This is a genomic window from Pseudomonas sp. 67(2021), assembly GCF_017491835.1.
Taxonomy (GTDB): Bacteria; Pseudomonadota; Gammaproteobacteria; order Pseudomonadales; family Pseudomonadaceae; genus Aquipseudomonas; species Aquipseudomonas atacamensis.
Map to the genome: position 1 here is coordinate 301123 of NZ_JAFGYL010000003.1, position 15261 is coordinate 316383.

Annotated in this window: 14 protein-coding genes; 7 read left to right on the plus strand and 7 right to left on the minus strand. The window is 59.5% G+C overall.

The features are described from left to right. Positions 1-301: 301 nt before the first annotated feature. The 3 genes from J5M66_RS06955 to J5M66_RS06965 form a co-directional block, all read right to left on the minus strand. Positions 302-1960 carry a cation acetate symporter gene (locus tag J5M66_RS06955; RefSeq protein WP_016771015.1) on the minus strand — a complete coding sequence of 553 codons (1659 nt, stop codon included), beginning with the start codon at positions 1958-1960 and terminating at the stop codon, positions 302-304. Next, positions 1957-2268: a DUF485 domain-containing protein gene (locus J5M66_RS06960; protein WP_016771016.1), complete on the minus strand. Its 312-nt coding sequence runs from the start codon at positions 2266-2268 to the stop codon at positions 1957-1959. Before J5M66_RS06960 ends, J5M66_RS06955 begins: the two co-directional genes overlap by 4 nt. A 241-nt stretch (positions 2269-2509) precedes the next feature. Next, positions 2510-3361 carry a glycine betaine ABC transporter substrate-binding protein gene (locus tag J5M66_RS06965; RefSeq protein ID WP_016771017.1) on the minus strand — a complete coding sequence of 284 codons (852 nt, stop codon included), beginning with the start codon at positions 3359-3361 and terminating at the stop codon, positions 2510-2512. A gap of 297 nt (positions 3362-3658) precedes the next feature. Here J5M66_RS06965 and J5M66_RS06970 point away from each other — a divergent pair, with 297 nt between their 5' ends. Beyond that, a complete protein-coding gene (locus J5M66_RS06970) occupies positions 3659-5254 on the plus strand; it encodes a beta (1-6) glucans synthase (protein ID WP_207807444.1) in 1596 nt (531 codons plus the stop codon). Positions 5255-5348: 94 nt separating this feature from the next. Here the strand turns inward: J5M66_RS06970 and J5M66_RS06975 are convergent, their stop codons facing one another. Next, entirely contained in the window at positions 5349-5717 is a 369-nt protein-coding gene (locus J5M66_RS06975) for a hypothetical protein (RefSeq protein ID WP_207807445.1), read from the minus strand. Between the two features lie 224 nt (positions 5718-5941). On the opposite strand from J5M66_RS06975, the gene J5M66_RS06980 reads away from it, so the two are divergent. Continuing rightward, on the plus strand, positions 5942-7240 hold the full coding sequence (locus tag J5M66_RS06980; protein WP_024012145.1) for a serine protein kinase PrkA: 1299 nt from the start codon (positions 5942-5944) through the stop codon (positions 7238-7240). Further along, entirely contained in the window at positions 7233-8021 is a 789-nt protein-coding gene (locus J5M66_RS06985; protein WP_024012144.1) for a VacJ family lipoprotein, read from the plus strand. The genes J5M66_RS06980 and J5M66_RS06985 overlap by 8 nt, the downstream gene beginning before the upstream one ends. A 127-nt stretch (positions 8022-8148) precedes the next feature. Here the strand turns inward: J5M66_RS06985 and J5M66_RS06990 are convergent, their stop codons facing one another. Then, the gene (locus tag J5M66_RS06990; protein ID WP_207807446.1) at positions 8149-9063 is read right to left on the minus strand and encodes a DUF808 domain-containing protein; all 915 of its coding nucleotides are present in this window, start codon (positions 9061-9063) and stop codon (positions 8149-8151) included. Between the two features lie 135 nt (positions 9064-9198). Between J5M66_RS06990 and J5M66_RS06995 the strand changes: the two genes are divergently transcribed. Beyond that, positions 9199-9807, plus strand: coding sequence for a TetR/AcrR family transcriptional regulator (locus tag J5M66_RS06995; RefSeq protein WP_041479604.1), 609 nt, complete (start codon positions 9199-9201; stop codon positions 9805-9807). Positions 9808-9909: 102 nt separating this feature from the next. Here J5M66_RS06995 and J5M66_RS07000 read toward each other — a convergent pair whose 3' ends face one another. After that, positions 9910-10368 carry a transposase gene (locus J5M66_RS07000; protein WP_073472715.1) on the minus strand — a complete coding sequence of 153 codons (459 nt, stop codon included), beginning with the start codon at positions 10366-10368 and terminating at the stop codon, positions 9910-9912. Between the two features lie 212 nt (positions 10369-10580). Continuing rightward, positions 10581-11021, minus strand: a complete 441-nt coding sequence (locus J5M66_RS07005) for a heme-binding protein (RefSeq protein ID WP_207807447.1) — start codon at positions 11019-11021, stop codon at positions 10581-10583. 268 nt (positions 11022-11289) lie between these two features. Between J5M66_RS07005 and gcl the strand changes: the two genes are divergently transcribed. The 3 genes from gcl (at position 11290) to J5M66_RS07020 (ending at position 15113) form a co-directional block, all read left to right on the plus strand. Beyond that, complete coding sequence (gene gcl / locus J5M66_RS07010; protein ID WP_207807448.1) at positions 11290-13065, plus strand: glyoxylate carboligase; 1776 nt, start codon at positions 11290-11292, stop codon at positions 13063-13065. A gap of 209 nt (positions 13066-13274) precedes the next feature. Beyond that, positions 13275-14057, plus strand: coding sequence for a hydroxypyruvate isomerase (hyi, locus tag J5M66_RS07015; RefSeq protein WP_056783872.1), 783 nt, complete (start codon positions 13275-13277; stop codon positions 14055-14057). Between the two features lie 162 nt (positions 14058-14219). Further along, complete coding sequence (locus J5M66_RS07020) at positions 14220-15113, plus strand: 2-hydroxy-3-oxopropionate reductase (protein ID WP_016771028.1); 894 nt, start codon at positions 14220-14222, stop codon at positions 15111-15113. The last annotated feature ends 148 nt before the right edge of the window (positions 15114-15261 follow it).

The window sequence follows — 15261 nt, forward strand, 5'->3', positions numbered from 1 at the left end:
CGCAGCCAGACACAGCGGAAGGAGGTGCAGCGAAGCAAACCGGAGCCGCTGCGCCCGGATCGATCCCGCAGCGAAGGAACCCGAGCCTGCGAGGGCCGAACGCAGGAGCAAGCCTTTTGGGTTACCTTTTCGGCGTTTGGAAAAGGTGACTCGCCGTAAGGGCGAAACCCTAAGCCGCCGTTACCGCAGCAACGGATATACACCCAAAACCAACCGATAACCGTCCACAAAAAAAAACGCCCCAATCTCTCAATCAGGGCGTTTTCTTGAAGCTTGCAGCTTGCAGCTTACATCTGATCTCTTAGTGCGAAACCGCCCCACTCGCCCCCAAGCCGGTCTGCGAACGCACAAACTGCGGGAAGAACAGCGCCCGCTCGTTATCCGCAGCCGCCGACTTGTCAGTGATCGAGAAGAACCAGATCCCGATAAAGGCAATCATCATCGAAAACAGCGCCGGATATTCGTAAGGGAAGATCGCCTTCTCGTGATGCAGAATCTGCACCCAGATGGTCGGGCCGAGGATCATCAGACCAACAGCACTCACCAGACCCAGCCAGCCGCCGATCATCGCGCCGCGAGTGGTCAGCTTCTTCCAGTACATCGAAAGCAGCAGTACCGGGAAGTTGCAGCTCGCCGCGATGGAGAACGCCAGGCCGACCATGAACGCGATGTTCTGGCTTTCAAACAGAATGCCCAGACCAATCGCCAGCACCGCCAGGGCGATAGTGGTGATCTTCGATACGCGAATCTCATCCTTCTCGTTGGCTTTGCCCTTCTTGATCACACTGGCGTACAGGTCGTGAGAAACCGCCGAAGCACCCGCCAGCGTCAGACCGGCCACCACAGCCAGAATGGTTGCGAACGCCACTGCCGAGATGAAGCCTAGGAAGATGCTGCCGCCCACCGCGTTGGCCAGGTGCACCGCCGCCATGTTGTTGCCGCCGAGCAAGGCGCCCGCTGCATCTTTGAAGGCCGGGTTGGTGCTGACCAGCAGGATCGCGCCGAAGCCGATGATGAAGGTCAGGATGTAGAAGTAGCCAATGAAGCCGGTAGCGTACAGCACGCTCTTGCGCGCTTCTTTTGCGTCACTCACGGTGAAGAAGCGCATCAGAATGTGTGGCAGGCCAGCGGTACCGAACATCAGTGCCAGACCCAGCGAGAACGCCGAGATCGGATCCTTGACCAGCCCGCCCGGGCTCATGATCGCTTCGCCCTTGGCGTGCACCTTGATCGCTTCGGAGAACAGCGTGTTGAAGTCGAAGCCCACGTGCTTCATTACCATCAGTGCCATGAACGAGGCACCGGACAGCAGCAACACTGCCTTGATGATCTGCACCCAAGTGGTCGCGAGCATGCCGCCGAACAGCACGTACATGCACATCAGCACGCCGACCAGAATCACCGCAACGTGGTAATCGAGGCCGAACAGCAGCTGGATCAGCTTGCCGGCACCGACCATTTGCGCGATCAGGTAGAACGCCACCACCACCAGCGAGCCGCAGGCGGACAGGGTGCGAATCTGGGTTTGCCCCAGGCGGTAGGACGCCACGTCGGCAAAGGTGTATTTACCCAAGTTGCGCAGGCGTTCGGCGATCAGGAACAGAATGATCGGCCAGCCCACGAGGAAGCCGATCGAGTAGATCAGGCCGTCGTAGCCGGAGGTGAACACCAGCGCGGAAATACCCAGGAAGGACGCCGCCGACATGTAGTCGCCAGCGATCGCCAGGCCGTTCTGGAAACCGGTGATCTTGCCGCCCGCCGCGTAGTAGTCGGCGGCCGAATTGTTTTTCTTCGAAGCCCAGTAGGTGATGTACAACGTCGCGCCGACGAAGGCCACGAACATCAGGATCGCCGGGATGTTCAGCGGCTGTTTGGCCACCTCCCCCGTCAACGCGTCAGCCGCCCAGACACTCGGCGCGAAAGCCGCAACACTCAATAGAGCCAGTAGACGCCGGATCATTGCTGAGCCTCCTTGAGAATCGCATTGTTCAGGTCGTCGAACTCGCCATTGGCGCGGCGCACGTAGATGCCGGTCAGGACGAAGGCTGAAATGATCAGGCCGACACCGATCGGGATGCCCCAAGTGATCGAGGATTCAGGACTGAGTTTCGCCCCGAGCACGTGCGGCCCGTATGCGATCAGCAGGATGAATGCGGAGTACAGCCCAAGCATGATTGCCGAGAGAATCCAGGCGAATCGTTCCCTTTTCTGAACCAGCTCCTTGAATCGGGGACTGTTTTGAATCGAGAGGTAAATGCTGTCGTTCATTGTTTTTATCCTCGCAGCACAAATTATTGTTGGAACGTAGCTAATGTATGCGGCTGCGAGAGAGGTTCCAGACGACCTTAGTAGTAGATGGCCATGATGTTCTGGCCATTTTCAAGCACACACAAAAACAACTGTGGGAGCGAGCCTGCTCGCGAAGGCATCGTATCAGTCGATATCGCATCAACTGACAGATTGCATTCGCGAGCAGGCTCGCTCCCACAGGGGTGTGGCGGTGTTTAAATTATTTGGTCCAGTCAGCTACACGATCCGGGTGTTTGGCCACCCAGTCCTTGGCCGCAGCATCAGGCTTGGCGCCGTCCTGAATCGCCAGCATGACCTCGCCGATTTCGTCTTTCGAAGCCCACTGGAAGTTTTTCAGGAACTTGGCCACTTCCGGCGCCTTGGCGTCCAGGCCTTTGCTGCCGATGCTGTTCACGGTTTCAGCCTGGCCATACACGCCTTTCGGGTCGTCGAGGAAGCGCAGTTTCCACTTGGCGAACATCCAGTGCGGCACCCAACCGGTGACAGCGATGGATTCATTCTTCTTCTCGGCGCGGGTCAGTTCGGCAATCATTCCGGCGCCGGAACTGGCCTTGAGGCTGTACTTGTCCAGACCGTAATCCTTGATCGCCTGATCGGTCTTGAGCATTACGCCTGAACCGGCGTCGATGCCGACGATACGGTTTTTGAAGGTATCGTCGGTTTTCAGGTCTTCGATCGATTTGGCTTTGACGTACTCCGGCACGATCAGGCCGATCTTCGCGTCCTTGAAGTTCGGGCCGTAATCGACGACCTGATCCTTGTTTTTCGTCCAGTAGTCACCGTGGGTCACGGGCAGCCAGGCCGAGAGCATCGCGTCGAGTTTGCCGGTGGCCACGCCCTGCCACATGATCCCGGTGGCGACGGCTTGCAGCTTCACGTCATAACCGAGTTTCTGTTTGATCACTTCGGCCGCCACGTGGGTGGTCGCGACGCTGTCGGACCAGCCGTCAACGTAACCGATGTTCAGGGTCTGTTTTTCAGCGTTGGCGAAAGTGGAACTCATCGCAAGCGCCAGAACGGCACCTGCGCCTAAAAGTCGTCGCATCTTCATCGTTTACTTCCCCGAAATGCTGCGCCCGACGGATGCCGGGCATCGTCAACGTATTGTTATGGTGCACAGCGCCCCCATCACGCCGGACCTCACACACCGAACATCAGCCGATTTTTCAAAAAGGGTACTGATGGTTTGATCATCAACCTCAAGCGGCCGGCGACCTGCTCTGTCAGCGACCTCAAGGCAGCGAGAAACGACATCAGAAAGCCATTAATCAAGCGCGATTAATTGACGCCAGACAATCCGCCCGAACTTTGCATGTACAACGCCTGCGAGCCACCTGCCCTTCTATAAATGCAGGTAACATGCGTCGCTTTGCAGCCACTCGGCCTGACCATGTCCGCAACGTCCCGATTTCCTTTTCTGCCTTATCTGTTCGCCTGCCTGCTCGGGCTCCTGGCCCTTGGCGGCTTCTGGTATGGCCTCGGCCAACCGGTGATCCTGCCGGACGCCGCGACGCCGACGCACAAGTTGCAATGCGCCTCCTACACACCGTTCGACAAAGACCAATCGCCGTTCGACGTGCCGTTCAAATTGCGCCCCGAGCGCATGGACGCCGACCTCGCACTGCTGGCGACGCGCTTCGAGTGTATCCGCACCTACTCGATGACCGGGCTCGACGCCCTGCCCGATCTGGCGCGCAAGCACGGTCTGAAGTTGATGATCGGCGCCTGGGTCAACAGCAACCCGGTCGACACCGAGCAGGAAGTCGAGCTGCTGATCAAATCGGCCAATGCCAACCCCGACGTGGTCACAGCCGTAATCGTCGGCAACGAGGCACTGCTGCGCAAAGAGGTCACCGGCGCGCAACTGGCCCGGCTGATCAGCAAGGTCAAAAGCCAGGTCAAGCAACCGGTGACCTACGCCGACGTCTGGGAATTCTGGCTCAAGCATCCGGAAATCGCCCCGGCCGTGGACTTTCTGACCATTCACCTGCTGCCGTACTGGGAAGACGATCCATCGAACATCGACGTGGCGCTGCGGCATGTGGCGGATGTGCGCCAGGTGTTCGGCAACAAATTCGCTCCGAAAGACGTGATGATTGGCGAAACCGGCTGGCCGAGCGAAGGCCGCCAGCGCGAAACCGCCGTACCGAGCCGGGTCAACGAGGCAAAATTCATTCGTGGATTCGTGGCGATGGCCGAGCAGGAAGGCTGGCGTTACAACCTGATCGAAGCCTTCGACCAACCGTGGAAGCGCGGCAGTGAAGGCGCGGTCGGCGGCTATTGGGGGCTGTTCGATGCCGATCGACAGGACAAGGGCGTGCTCGCCGGGCCGGTGAGCAATGTGCCGTACTGGAAAGAGTGGCTGGCGGTCGGCGGATTGATTTTCCTTGGCACGCTGATCCTTGGTGGACGCGTGCGCACCACACGTTCAGCGCTTTTGCTGCCACTGCTGGGCGCGGTCGCAGCGTGCTCGATTGGCGCCTGGGGCGATCTGGCTCGATTGACCACACGATTTGCCGGTGAATGGCTGTGGGTCGGCTTGCTGACCGGGTTGAATCTATTGGTCCTTGCGCATGCCGCGCTGACGCTAAGCGCACGCACAGGTTGGCGCGCGCGAGCCTTCGACTTCCTCGAGCGGCGCGCCGGCTGGCTGGTCGTGGCGGCCGGTTTTGCCGCGGCGGTGATGATGCTGGAGATGGTCTTCGATCCGCGTTATCGCAGTTTCGCAAGCATGGCGTTCGTCCTGCCGGCGCTGGTCTACCTGTGCCGCCCGGTGAGCGTGCCGCGTCGGGAGATTGCTCTGCTGACCTTTATCATCGGCGCCGGGATTGCACCGCAGTTGTATCAGGAAGGGATGCTGAATCAGCAGGCGTGGGGCTGGGCGCTGGTGAGTGGTTTGATGGTGGTGGCGTTGTGGCGATGCCTGCGGGTTCGCAGAGGCTGAGCAAGAGCAAGATCAAAAGATCGCAGCCTTCGGCAGCTCCTACAGGTGTACGGCATGCAACTGTAGGAGCTGCCGAAGGCTGCGATCTCTTCTGTCACTCGCTGCGTGAGGATCTGACCAGGCGCAACCCGGCAATCACCACCGCAAACACCGCTAATGTAGTGTTGTACAACGCCAGCGCCGGCAGGCCGAACACCAGCGCCAGCACCGCCAGCCACCACCCTGCCCGTCCCTGCACGACAAATGCCAATACCGCGGTGGCCACCGCCGCCCAGCCCAACACCTTGAAATGAATCATCAGCCCCAGATTCGCACGCACCAGGCATTGCCAACGACTGGCCTCGTCGACGCAGATGCCTACCCACTGCCCGTCTTCCATGAAGCCATAGCGCGCGGCATAACTGGCGGCCAGCCACAGCGGCAACAAAACAAGCAGCACAATCACGGGCAAGCGGCGGGACATGGGGCACTCCAATCTGCGGAAATCGGCGGCCAGCTTAATCTGCCGACCGGCATTCGCAAGCACTAACAACTGTTAACTGTTCAGCAAGCCCTCGCAACGTGTATCGTCCAGCTACTATTACCCCGAATTCCGCCTGTTTGGTGCCGCAGCATGGCACTTTGGCGCACGGCCGGTGGTCATAGCCTGCGAACTTCAATCGGCACCTTCCTCTAAGGGATCTAGTCATGCTCCGTTCCTTGCGCTTCGCCGCGCTGTTCAGCGGCCTTATCTTGAGTGCGTCCGCGCTGGCGGTGGATATCGACGCCGCCAGCTATGGCTACCCGCTGACCAACCCGTTCGAGGCGACGATCGCCACGACACCGCCGGATCTGCGTCCGGAGTTGCCGCTGGACGACGACATCAATCAAACGGACCGCAGCCTCACCCTGCGCCCGGAGCGTGAATTCCAGCTGCCGGACAATTTCTGGGCAGTGAAGAAGCTCACTTACCGCATCGCCACGCAGGACAAACCGGCGCCGCTGATCTTCCTGATCGCCGGCACCGGTGCGCGCTTTGACAGCACGCTCAACGAATACCTGAAAAAGCTGTATTACAAGGCCGGCTACCACGTCGTGCAGTTGTCGTCGCCGACCAGCTTCGACTTCATCAGCGCCGCCTCGCGTTTCGCCACCCCGGGCGTGACCAAGGAAGATGCCGAAGACATGTACCGGGTGATGCAGGCCGTGCGGGCGCAGAACCCGAAACTGCCGGTCACCGAGTATTACCTGACCGGTTACAGCCTCGGCGCCCTCGATGCCGCGTTCGTCGCGCATCTGGACGAAACGCGCCGCAGCTTCAACTTCAAGAAAGTCCTGCTGCTCAACCCGCCGGTCAACCTCTACACCTCGGTGACCAACCTCGACAAGCTGGTACAGACCGAGGTCAAGGGCATCAACAACAGCACCACGTTCTATGAACTGGTACTGACCAAGCTGACCCGTTACTTCCAACAGAAAGGCTACATCGATCTCAACGATGCGCTGCTGTATGACTTCCAGCAGTCCAAGCAGCACCTGACCAACGAACAGATGGCCATGCTGATTGGCACGTCGTTCCGCTTCTCGGCAGCCGACATTGCCTACACCTCGGACCTGGTCAACCGTCGCGGTCTGATTACCCCGCCGAAATTCCCGATCACCGAAGGCACCAGCCTCACGCCGTTCCTCAAGCGTGCGCTGCAATGCGATTTCGACTGCTACATCACCGAGCAGGTCATTCCGATGTGGCGCGCGCGCACTGACGGCGGCAGCCTGCTGCAACTGATCGATCAGGTCAGCCTGTATGCGCTCAAGGATTACCTGCACGACAGCCCGAAAATCGCCGTCATGCACAACGCCGACGACGTCATCCTCGGCCCTGGCGACCTGGGCTTCCTGCGTAAAACCTTCGGTGATCGCCTGACCGTTTATCCACTGGGCGGCCACTGCGGCAACCTTAACTATCGCGTCAACAGCGACGCCATGCTGGAGTTCTTCCGTGGCTAAATATCTCCTGCTGATTGCAGCGTTCCTCTGTGCAGGCGTGGCCCAGGCCGACAACAGTAAAGCCGATGCCCCGGTAGTGGTCGACAGCGACGGCTTCAAGGAACCGCTGACCAAACTCAAGTTCAACCCGGGCCTGGACCAGCGCGAGTTCGAACGTTCGACGCTCAACGCGCTGAACGTCTATGACCCGCTGGAATCGTGGAACCGCCGGGTCTACCACTTCAACTATCGCTTCGACCAGTGGGTGTTCCTGCCGGTGGTCGACGGTTACCGCTACATCACGCCAAGCTTCGTGCGTACCGGGGTGAGCAACTTCTTCAACAACATTGGCGACGTGCCGAATCTGGTCAACAGCCTGCTGCAGTTCAAGGGCCAGCGCTCGATGGAAACCACCGCGCGCCTGCTGCTCAACACCACCATCGGCATCGCCGGCCTGTGGGACCCGGCCACCGCCATGGGCCTGCCACGCCAGAACGAAGACTTCGGTCAGACTCTGGGCTTCTACGGCGTACCGGGCGGCGCCTACTTCGTACTGCCGATCTTCGGCCCGTCGAACATCCGCGACACCGCAGGTCTGGCCGTGGATTACACCGCCGACACTGCGATCAACTTCCTCAACGTCGCCGAAGTCAGCTCCAACCACCCGGAAGTCTGGGCTTTGCGTGCGATCGACAAGCGCTACCAGACCAGCTTCCGCTATGGTCAGATGAACTCGCCGTTCGAGTACGAGAAAGTGCGGTACGTGTATACCGAAGCGCGCAAGTTGCAGATCGCCGAGTAAATCGGCTGCCGGAAAACACTGTGGGAGCGAGCCTGCTCGCGAACGCGGAGTACCAGTCTCTATCAATATTGACTGGGCTACCGCATTCGCGAGCAGGCTCGCTCCCACATTTGTTATGTGTTGCTGATTAACCCTTCAGCGCTTTCCAGAGCTTGCCTACGACCGAAACCACCGCCAACACCACCGCGCCAGCAATAATCCCCGCAACACCATTGAGCAGCATCGGCACGACGAACCCGGCGCTCCCTACCGCTGCGCCAACACCTTCGATCCAGTGATGCAGCACCGGCACGCCATGGGTCAGGATGCCACCGCCGACCAGGAACATCGCTGCCGTGCCAACCACCGACAGGGTTTTCATCATGTACGGCGCGGCGCTGAGAATGCCGCCGCCGATCTTTTTCGCCATCTGCCCGGGCTTCTGTGTCAGCCACAGCCCCAGATCGTCGAGCTTGACGATGCCAGCCACCAAACCATAAACGCCCACGGTCATGACGATGGCGATGCCGGACATGACCACCACTTGCTGCGTCAGCGAGGCATCTGCCACGGTGCCGAGAGTGATGGCGATGATTTCTGCCGAAAGAATGAAGTCAGTGCGGATTGCGCCTTTGATCTTGTCCTTCTCGAACGCCACCAGATCGGTCGCCGGATCGGCCACTGCTTCGGTCAACTGCGTGTGCTCTGCCTCGTCTTCCTCTTTGCTGTGCAGAAATTTGTGCGCGAGCTTCTCGAAACCCTCGAAGCACAGGTACGCGCCGCCGACCATCAACAGTGGTGTCACCAGCCACGGTACGAAAGCGCTGATCGCCAATGCCGACGGCACGAGGATCAGCTTGTTGACGAACGAGCCCTTGGCCACCGCCCAGACCACGGGAATTTCCCGCTCGGCGCGCACGCCCGAAACCTGCTGGGCATTGAGCGCCAGATCATCACCGAGCACCCCGGCGGTCTTCTTCGCGGCCATCTTGGTCATCAATGCAACGTCATCCAGAACGGTGGCGATGTCATCGATCAGCACCAGCAAACTGCTTCCTGCCATGAATCCTGTTTCCTTCTGTGTATGAATGTTGCCAAGCATAACGCGACCGCCGGCCACAGGCTGCATTGTTGAGCGCCGCTCAAGGCCGGTGCTACCATGCGCCACCGCCAGAACAGGCAAGGAACCACCGGGTTTATGAGCACAATCCGCGAGCGTAACAAAGAACTGATCCTGCGCGCCGCCAGCGAAGAGTTTGCCGACAAGGGCTTCGCGGCGACCAAAACCAGCGACATCGCCGCCAAGGCGGGATTGCCCAAGCCCAACGTCTACTACTACTTCAAATCCAAGGAAAACCTCTACCGCGAGGTGCTGGAAAGCATCATCGAGCCGATTCTGCAGGCCTCGACCCCGTTCAACCCGGACGGCGTGCCGAGCGAGGTGCTGAGCGGCTACATCCGCTCGAAGATCCGCATCTCCCGCGACCTGCCCTACGCCTCCAAAGTGTTCGCCAGCGAAATCATGCACGGCGCCCCGCACCTGAGCGCCGACCTGGTCGAGCAGCTAAATGCCCAGGCCAAGCACAACATCGCCTGCATCCAGAGCTGGATCGACCGCGGCCAGATCGCCCCGATCGACCCCAACCACCTGATGTTCAGCATCTGGGCCGCGACCCAGACCTACGCCGACTTCGACTGGCAGATTTCCGCAGTGACCGGGAAGGACAAGCTTGATGAAGCCGATTATGAAGCGGCGGCGCAGACGATTATCCGGTTGGTGTTGAAGGGGTGTGAGCCGGATCGGTGAGATCGGGGGAACCGCTTCGCGAGCAGGCTCGCTCCCACATTTGGAATGCATTCTCCTGTGGGAGCGAGCCTGCTCGCGAATAGCCGCACCGCAGACCTCAACTCATAACCAGATCGAATCCCACAACGGATAGTCGCCAAGGCTTTTGACCAGTCCTGCCCGCAATGGGTTGGCAATGACATACCGCGCCATCTTCACCAGATTCTCCTCTTTACGCAGTGCGCGGTCATGGAAGCCAGGTTGCCAAAGGCTGGTCTTTCGGCCGGTCGAAAGCTTTACCGCTTTGGTGCTGAGGGATTTGGTTCGCTGCATCAATTCGCCGAGCGAGCCACTCTTCAATTCAATCAGCCAGTGAAAATGATCTGGCATTACGACCCAAGCCAGAGAATTGGCCAATCCCGTTTCCTCAGCTGCCCGGAATTGGCTTACAAGCATTCTGCCAAGGAAGAAATCGCTGAATACGGGTTCTCTCCCGGCGGTATTGGCGGTCAGAAGGTAAATGCGGTTGTGTTCTGAATAGCGTCCGATGCGCAAGCGATGTGAAGCAGATAAACCCGGCATTCCGTTGCCTTTTCATATGTTGATCATGAAAAGGCTAGCCGTGGAGATGGCGAAGAGAGCGTCAGACTTTTAGCAAGATGTGTAGCGCAGATCGTATTCGCGAGCAGGCTCGCTCCCACAGGGGCTTTCGAACACTCGAACATTTTGTGTCCAACCCAAACTCAATGTGGGAGCGAGCCTGCTCGCGAAAGCGGTTATTCAGACACTGACATTCAACCAACCACCCCACCATCCGCCCTCAAATCCAGCGCTTCCACCGCTCTGATCGCCACCTGCTCATCCACATCCGACAAATCCCCACTGATCCCGATCGCGCCCAGCACTTCACCCGCCTGATTTCGAATCAACACCCCACCCGGTGCCGGCACAACGCTGCCCTGCCCCATGCTGTTCAACGAAGAAAAAAACGCCGGGCGTTGTTGGGCGTCCTGAGCGAGCAGGCGGGAGCCTTTACCCAAAGCGATGGCGCCCCAGGCTTTGCCGATGGCGATGTCGGGGCGCAGCAGGCTGGCGCCGTCTTCGCGTTGCAGGGCGATCAGGTGGCCGCCGGTATCGAGTACCGCGATGGTCAGCGGTGCGGCGTTGATACCGCGTCCTGCGTTGATGGCTTCGCTGACCAGGTTGACTGCGACTTTCAAGGTTAAAGCGCTCATGGTGCCGTCCTCATTTTGTTATAGGGAAAGTCGTGGGACTGCGCGTTTGTGCCGCAGTCCGGTGACACAAATAGAACACAATGAGTTATATTTTTGTATACAATAATTCTCGAAAAGCGCCACATGCGACGAAAAGCCACAGCACAGCGGGCTTCCGACGAATGAAACAGGCGCTTGAGAAAATGGATTGACCTGCGCCGTCCGCCGTGAATACACTCTGCGCAAAGCCACTTGTATACAATTACAAAACGTAAAGAGGCACAAAACCATGAGCAAAATGAGAGCAATCGAAGCCGCCGTTCTGGTGATGCGCCGTGAAGGGGTTGATACCGCTTTTGGCATCCCGGGCGCAGCGATCAACCCGCTGTACTCCGCCTTGCAGAAGGTAGGTGGCATCGATCACGTCCTTGCTCGCCACGTTGAAGGCGCCTCGCACATGGCCGAGGGCTACACCCGCACCAAGGCCGGCAACATCGGCGTGTGCATCGGCACGTCCGGCCCTGCCGGTACCGACATGGTCACCGGGCTCTACAGCGCCTCGGCCGACTCGATTCCAATCCTCTGCATCACCGGTCAGGCACCCCGCGCCCGTATGCACAAGGAAGATTTCCAGGCTGTCGACATCACCAGCATCGTCAAGCCAGTGACCAAGTGGGCAACCACGGTTCTGGAGCCGGGCCAGGTGCCTTACGCGTTCCAGAAAGCCTTCTATGAAATGCGCTCCGGCCGTCCAGGCCCAGTGCTGATCGACCTGCCATTCGACGTGCAGATGGCCGAGATCGAATTCGACATCGACGCTTACCAACCGCTGCCATTGGCCAAGCCGACCGCAACCCGCGTACAGGTCGAGAAGGCTCTGGCCTTGCTGGATAAGGCCGAGCGTCCATTGCTGGTCGCCGGTGGTGGCATCATCAATGCCGACGCCAGCGATCTGCTGGTCGAGTTCGCCGAGCTGACCGGCATCCCGGTCATCCCGACGCTGATGGGCTGGGGCACCATCCCTGACGACCACCCGCTGATGGTCGGCATGGTCGGTCTGCAGACTTCGCACCGTTACGGCAACGCCACCATGCTGAAATCCGACGTGGTGCTGGGCATTGGTAACCGTTGGGCCAACCGTCACACCGGTTCGGTTGACGTGTACACCGAAGGTCGCAAGTTCATTCACGTCGACATCGAAGGCACGCAGATCGGCCGTGTGTTCACCCCGGATCTGGGCATCGTTTCCGACGCCGCCGCAGCACTGACCGTGTTCATTGAAGTCGCCCGTGAATGGCAAGCCGCCGGCAAGCTGAAAAACCGCAGCGCCTGGCTGCAGGATTGCCAGCAGCGCAAGGCCAGCCTGCATCGCAAGACCCACTTCGACAACGTGCCGGTCAAGCCGCAGCGCGTTTATGAAGAAATGAACCAGGTGTTCGGCAAGGACACCTGCTACGTCAGCACCATTGGTCTGTCGCAGATTGCCGGCGCGCAGTTCCTGCACGTCTACAAGCCGCGTCACTGGATCAACTGCGGTCAGGCCGGCCCGTTGGGCTGGACCATTCCGGCGGCGCTGGGCGTGGTGAAGGCCGATCCGAACCGCAAAGTCGTGGCCCTGTCGGGGGACTATGATTTCCAGTTCATGATCGAAGAACTGGCGGTCGGCGCTCAGTTCAAACTGCCGTACATCCACGTCGTGGTGAACAACTCGTACCTGGGCCTGATCCGTCAAGCCCAGCGCGGGTTCGAAATGGACTACTGCGTGCAACTGTCCTTCGATAACCTGAATGCGCCGGAACTCAACGGTTACGGGGTTGACCACATCGCAGTCGCCGAAGGCCTCGGCTGTAAAGCGCTGCGTGTGTTCGAACCGTCGGAAATCGCCCCTGCCCTGCGCAAGGCCGAACAGATGATCGAAGAATTCAAAGTGCCGGTGATCGTCGAGATCATTCTGGAGCGTGTGACCAACATCTCCATGGGTACCGAGATCAACGCGGTCAACGAGTTCGAAGACCTGGCACTGGTCGGCAATGACGCGCCGACGGCGATTTCGTTGCTTGATTAACTGCTGACCGCTCTCCCTGCGGGAGCGAGCCTGTGTGGTGAGGGGATTTATCCCCGTTAGGGCGCGAAGCGGCCTCAAAACCTGAAACCGCGGCGTATCAGGTACACCGCATACAATGGTTTACGACTGCTTCGCAGCCGAACGGGGATAAATCCCCTCGCCACAGCTCGCTCCCACAGGGGACCTCACAAGATTTACGGGAGACCACCATGCCGCGTTTCGCAGCCAACCTGTCCATGCTGTTCACCGAACAGGATTTCCTTGCCCGTTTCGACGCCGCCGCCAAGGCCGGTTTCAGTGGCGTGGAATACCTGTTCCCGTACGACTTCAGCTCGGCTGAAATCAAGGCAAAACTCGAGGCCAACGGCCTGACCCAAGTGCTGTTCAACCTGCCGGCCGGTGACTGGGCCAAGGGCGAGCGCGGTATTGCCTGCCTGCCGGATCGGGTCGAAGAGTTCCGCGCCGGGGTCGATCTGGCGATCGCTTACGCACAAGTGCTGGGCAACACCCAGGTCAACTGCCTGGCCGGTATCCGCCCGCAAGGCGTTGACGATGCCACCGTGGAAAAGACCTTCGTCGCCAACCTCAAATATGCCGCCGACAAGCTGCAAGCGGTGGGCATCAAACTGGTGATGGAAGCGATCAACACCCGCGACATTCCCGGTTTCTACCTGAACAACACGGCGCAAGCCCTGTCGATTCGCGAGCAGGTCGGCAGCGCCAATCTGTTCCTGCAATACGACATCTACCACATGCAAATCATGGAAGGCGATCTGGCCCGCACCCTGCAATCGCACCTGGGCGAGATCAACCACGTGCAACTCGCGGACAACCCGGGGCGCAACGAGCCGGGCACCGGTGAGATCAACTACCGCTTCCTGTTCGAACACCTTGATCGCATCGGCTATCAGGGTTGGGTCGGTTGCGAGTACAAACCGCTGACCACCACCGAAGCGGGCCTGGGCTGGTTGAAATCACACAACGCAATCTAAGAAACACAGCAAATCCCCTGTGGGAGCGAGCCTGCTCGCGAATGCGGTGGTTCAGTCAACACGGATATTGAATGTTCCACCGCATTCGCGAGCAGGCTCGCTCCCACATGTAAAGCAGCTCCCCTATTTGCTTGAGCACGACAAAAACAAGAGGATTTTCTCATGGCTAAAATCGGATTCATCGGCACCGGCATCATGGGCCACCCAATGGCGGCGAACCTGCAGAAAGCCGGTCACAGCCTGTTCCTGTCGCAACACCACGACGCCGCCCCGGCCGATCTGGTCGCCGCTGGCGCCGTCGCCCTGGCCAACCCGCGTGAAGTAGCGCAGGAAGCCGAATTCATCATCGTCATGGTTCCGGACACCCCGCAAGTCGACGACGTGCTGTTCCGCGCCGACGGTGTTGCGGCCGGTATCGGTAAAGGCAAAGTAGTCATCGACATGAGTTCGATTTCGCCGACCGCGACCAAAGCCTTCGCCGCCAAGATCAACGAAAAAGGCGCGCAGTACCTCGACGCGCCAGTGTCCGGCGGTGAAGTCGGCGCCAAGGCCGCCACCCTGAGCATCATGGTCGGTGGCGACGCCGATGCCTTCGAACGCGCCCTGCCGCTGTTCCAGGCCATGGGCAAGAACATCACCCTGGTCGGCGGCAATGGCGACGGCCAGACCGCCAAAGTGGCGAACCAGATCATCGTCGCGCTGAACATCCAGGCCGTAGCCGAAGCCCTGCTGTTCGCCTCGAAAAACGGTGCCGATCCGGCCAAGGTGCGTGAAGCGCTGATGGGCGGTTTCGCTTCTTCGAAGATCCTCGAAGTGCACGGCGAGCGCATGATCAAGGGCACCTTCGACCCAGGCTTCCGCATCAGCCTGCACCAGAAGGACCTGAACCTGGCCCTGCAAGGCGCCAAGGAACTGAACATCAACCTGCCCAACACCGCCAATGCCCAGCAGGTATTCAGCACCTGCGCGGCCATCGGTGGCAGCAACTGGGACCACTCGGCGCTGATCAAGGGCCTTGAGCACATGGCCAATTTCTCGATTCGCGACAATAAATAAAGCCTGCACAAAACCCTGTGGGAGCGAGCCTGCTCGCGAAAGCGGCTTCACATTCAACATCCATGTTGGCTGACATACCGCGTTCGCGAGCAGGCTCGCTCCCACAAGGGTTCCGAGTTGCCCTTTCGAATAACAAGAATTCCGGGAG

What these genes read in the sequence shown, in the direction of transcription:
- J5M66_RS06995 (WP_041479604.1), top strand. Translation starts at nt 9,199, where the DNA reads ATGAGCACAATCCGCGAGCGTAACAAAGAACTGATCCTGCGCGCCGCC.
- J5M66_RS06960 (WP_016771016.1), bottom strand. Translation starts at nt 2,268, where the DNA reads ATGAACGACAGCATTTACCTCTCGATTCAAAACAGTCCCCGATTCAAG.
- J5M66_RS06965 (WP_016771017.1), bottom strand. Translation starts at nt 3,361, where the DNA reads ATGAAGATGCGACGACTTTTAGGCGCAGGTGCCGTTCTGGCGCTTGCG.
- J5M66_RS06990 (WP_207807446.1), bottom strand. Translation starts at nt 9,063, where the DNA reads ATGGCAGGAAGCAGTTTGCTGGTGCTGATCGATGACATCGCCACCGTT.
- J5M66_RS06975 (WP_207807445.1), bottom strand. Translation starts at nt 5,717, where the DNA reads ATGTCCCGCCGCTTGCCCGTGATTGTGCTGCTTGTTTTGTTGCCGCTG.
- J5M66_RS07000 (WP_073472715.1), bottom strand. Translation starts at nt 10,368, where the DNA reads ATGCCGGGTTTATCTGCTTCACATCGCTTGCGCATCGGACGCTATTCA.
- J5M66_RS07005 (WP_207807447.1), bottom strand. Translation starts at nt 11,021, where the DNA reads ATGAGCGCTTTAACCTTGAAAGTCGCAGTCAACCTGGTCAGCGAAGCC.
- J5M66_RS06970 (WP_207807444.1), top strand. Translation starts at nt 3,659, where the DNA reads ATGCAGGTAACATGCGTCGCTTTGCAGCCACTCGGCCTGACCATGTCC.
- J5M66_RS07020 (WP_016771028.1), top strand. Translation starts at nt 14,220, where the DNA reads ATGGCTAAAATCGGATTCATCGGCACCGGCATCATGGGCCACCCAATG.
- gcl (WP_207807448.1), top strand. Translation starts at nt 11,290, where the DNA reads ATGAGCAAAATGAGAGCAATCGAAGCCGCCGTTCTGGTGATGCGCCGT.
- J5M66_RS06980 (WP_024012145.1), top strand. Translation starts at nt 5,942, where the DNA reads ATGCTCCGTTCCTTGCGCTTCGCCGCGCTGTTCAGCGGCCTTATCTTG.
- hyi (WP_056783872.1), top strand. Translation starts at nt 13,275, where the DNA reads ATGCCGCGTTTCGCAGCCAACCTGTCCATGCTGTTCACCGAACAGGAT.
- J5M66_RS06955 (WP_016771015.1), bottom strand. Translation starts at nt 1,960, where the DNA reads ATGATCCGGCGTCTACTGGCTCTATTGAGTGTTGCGGCTTTCGCGCCG.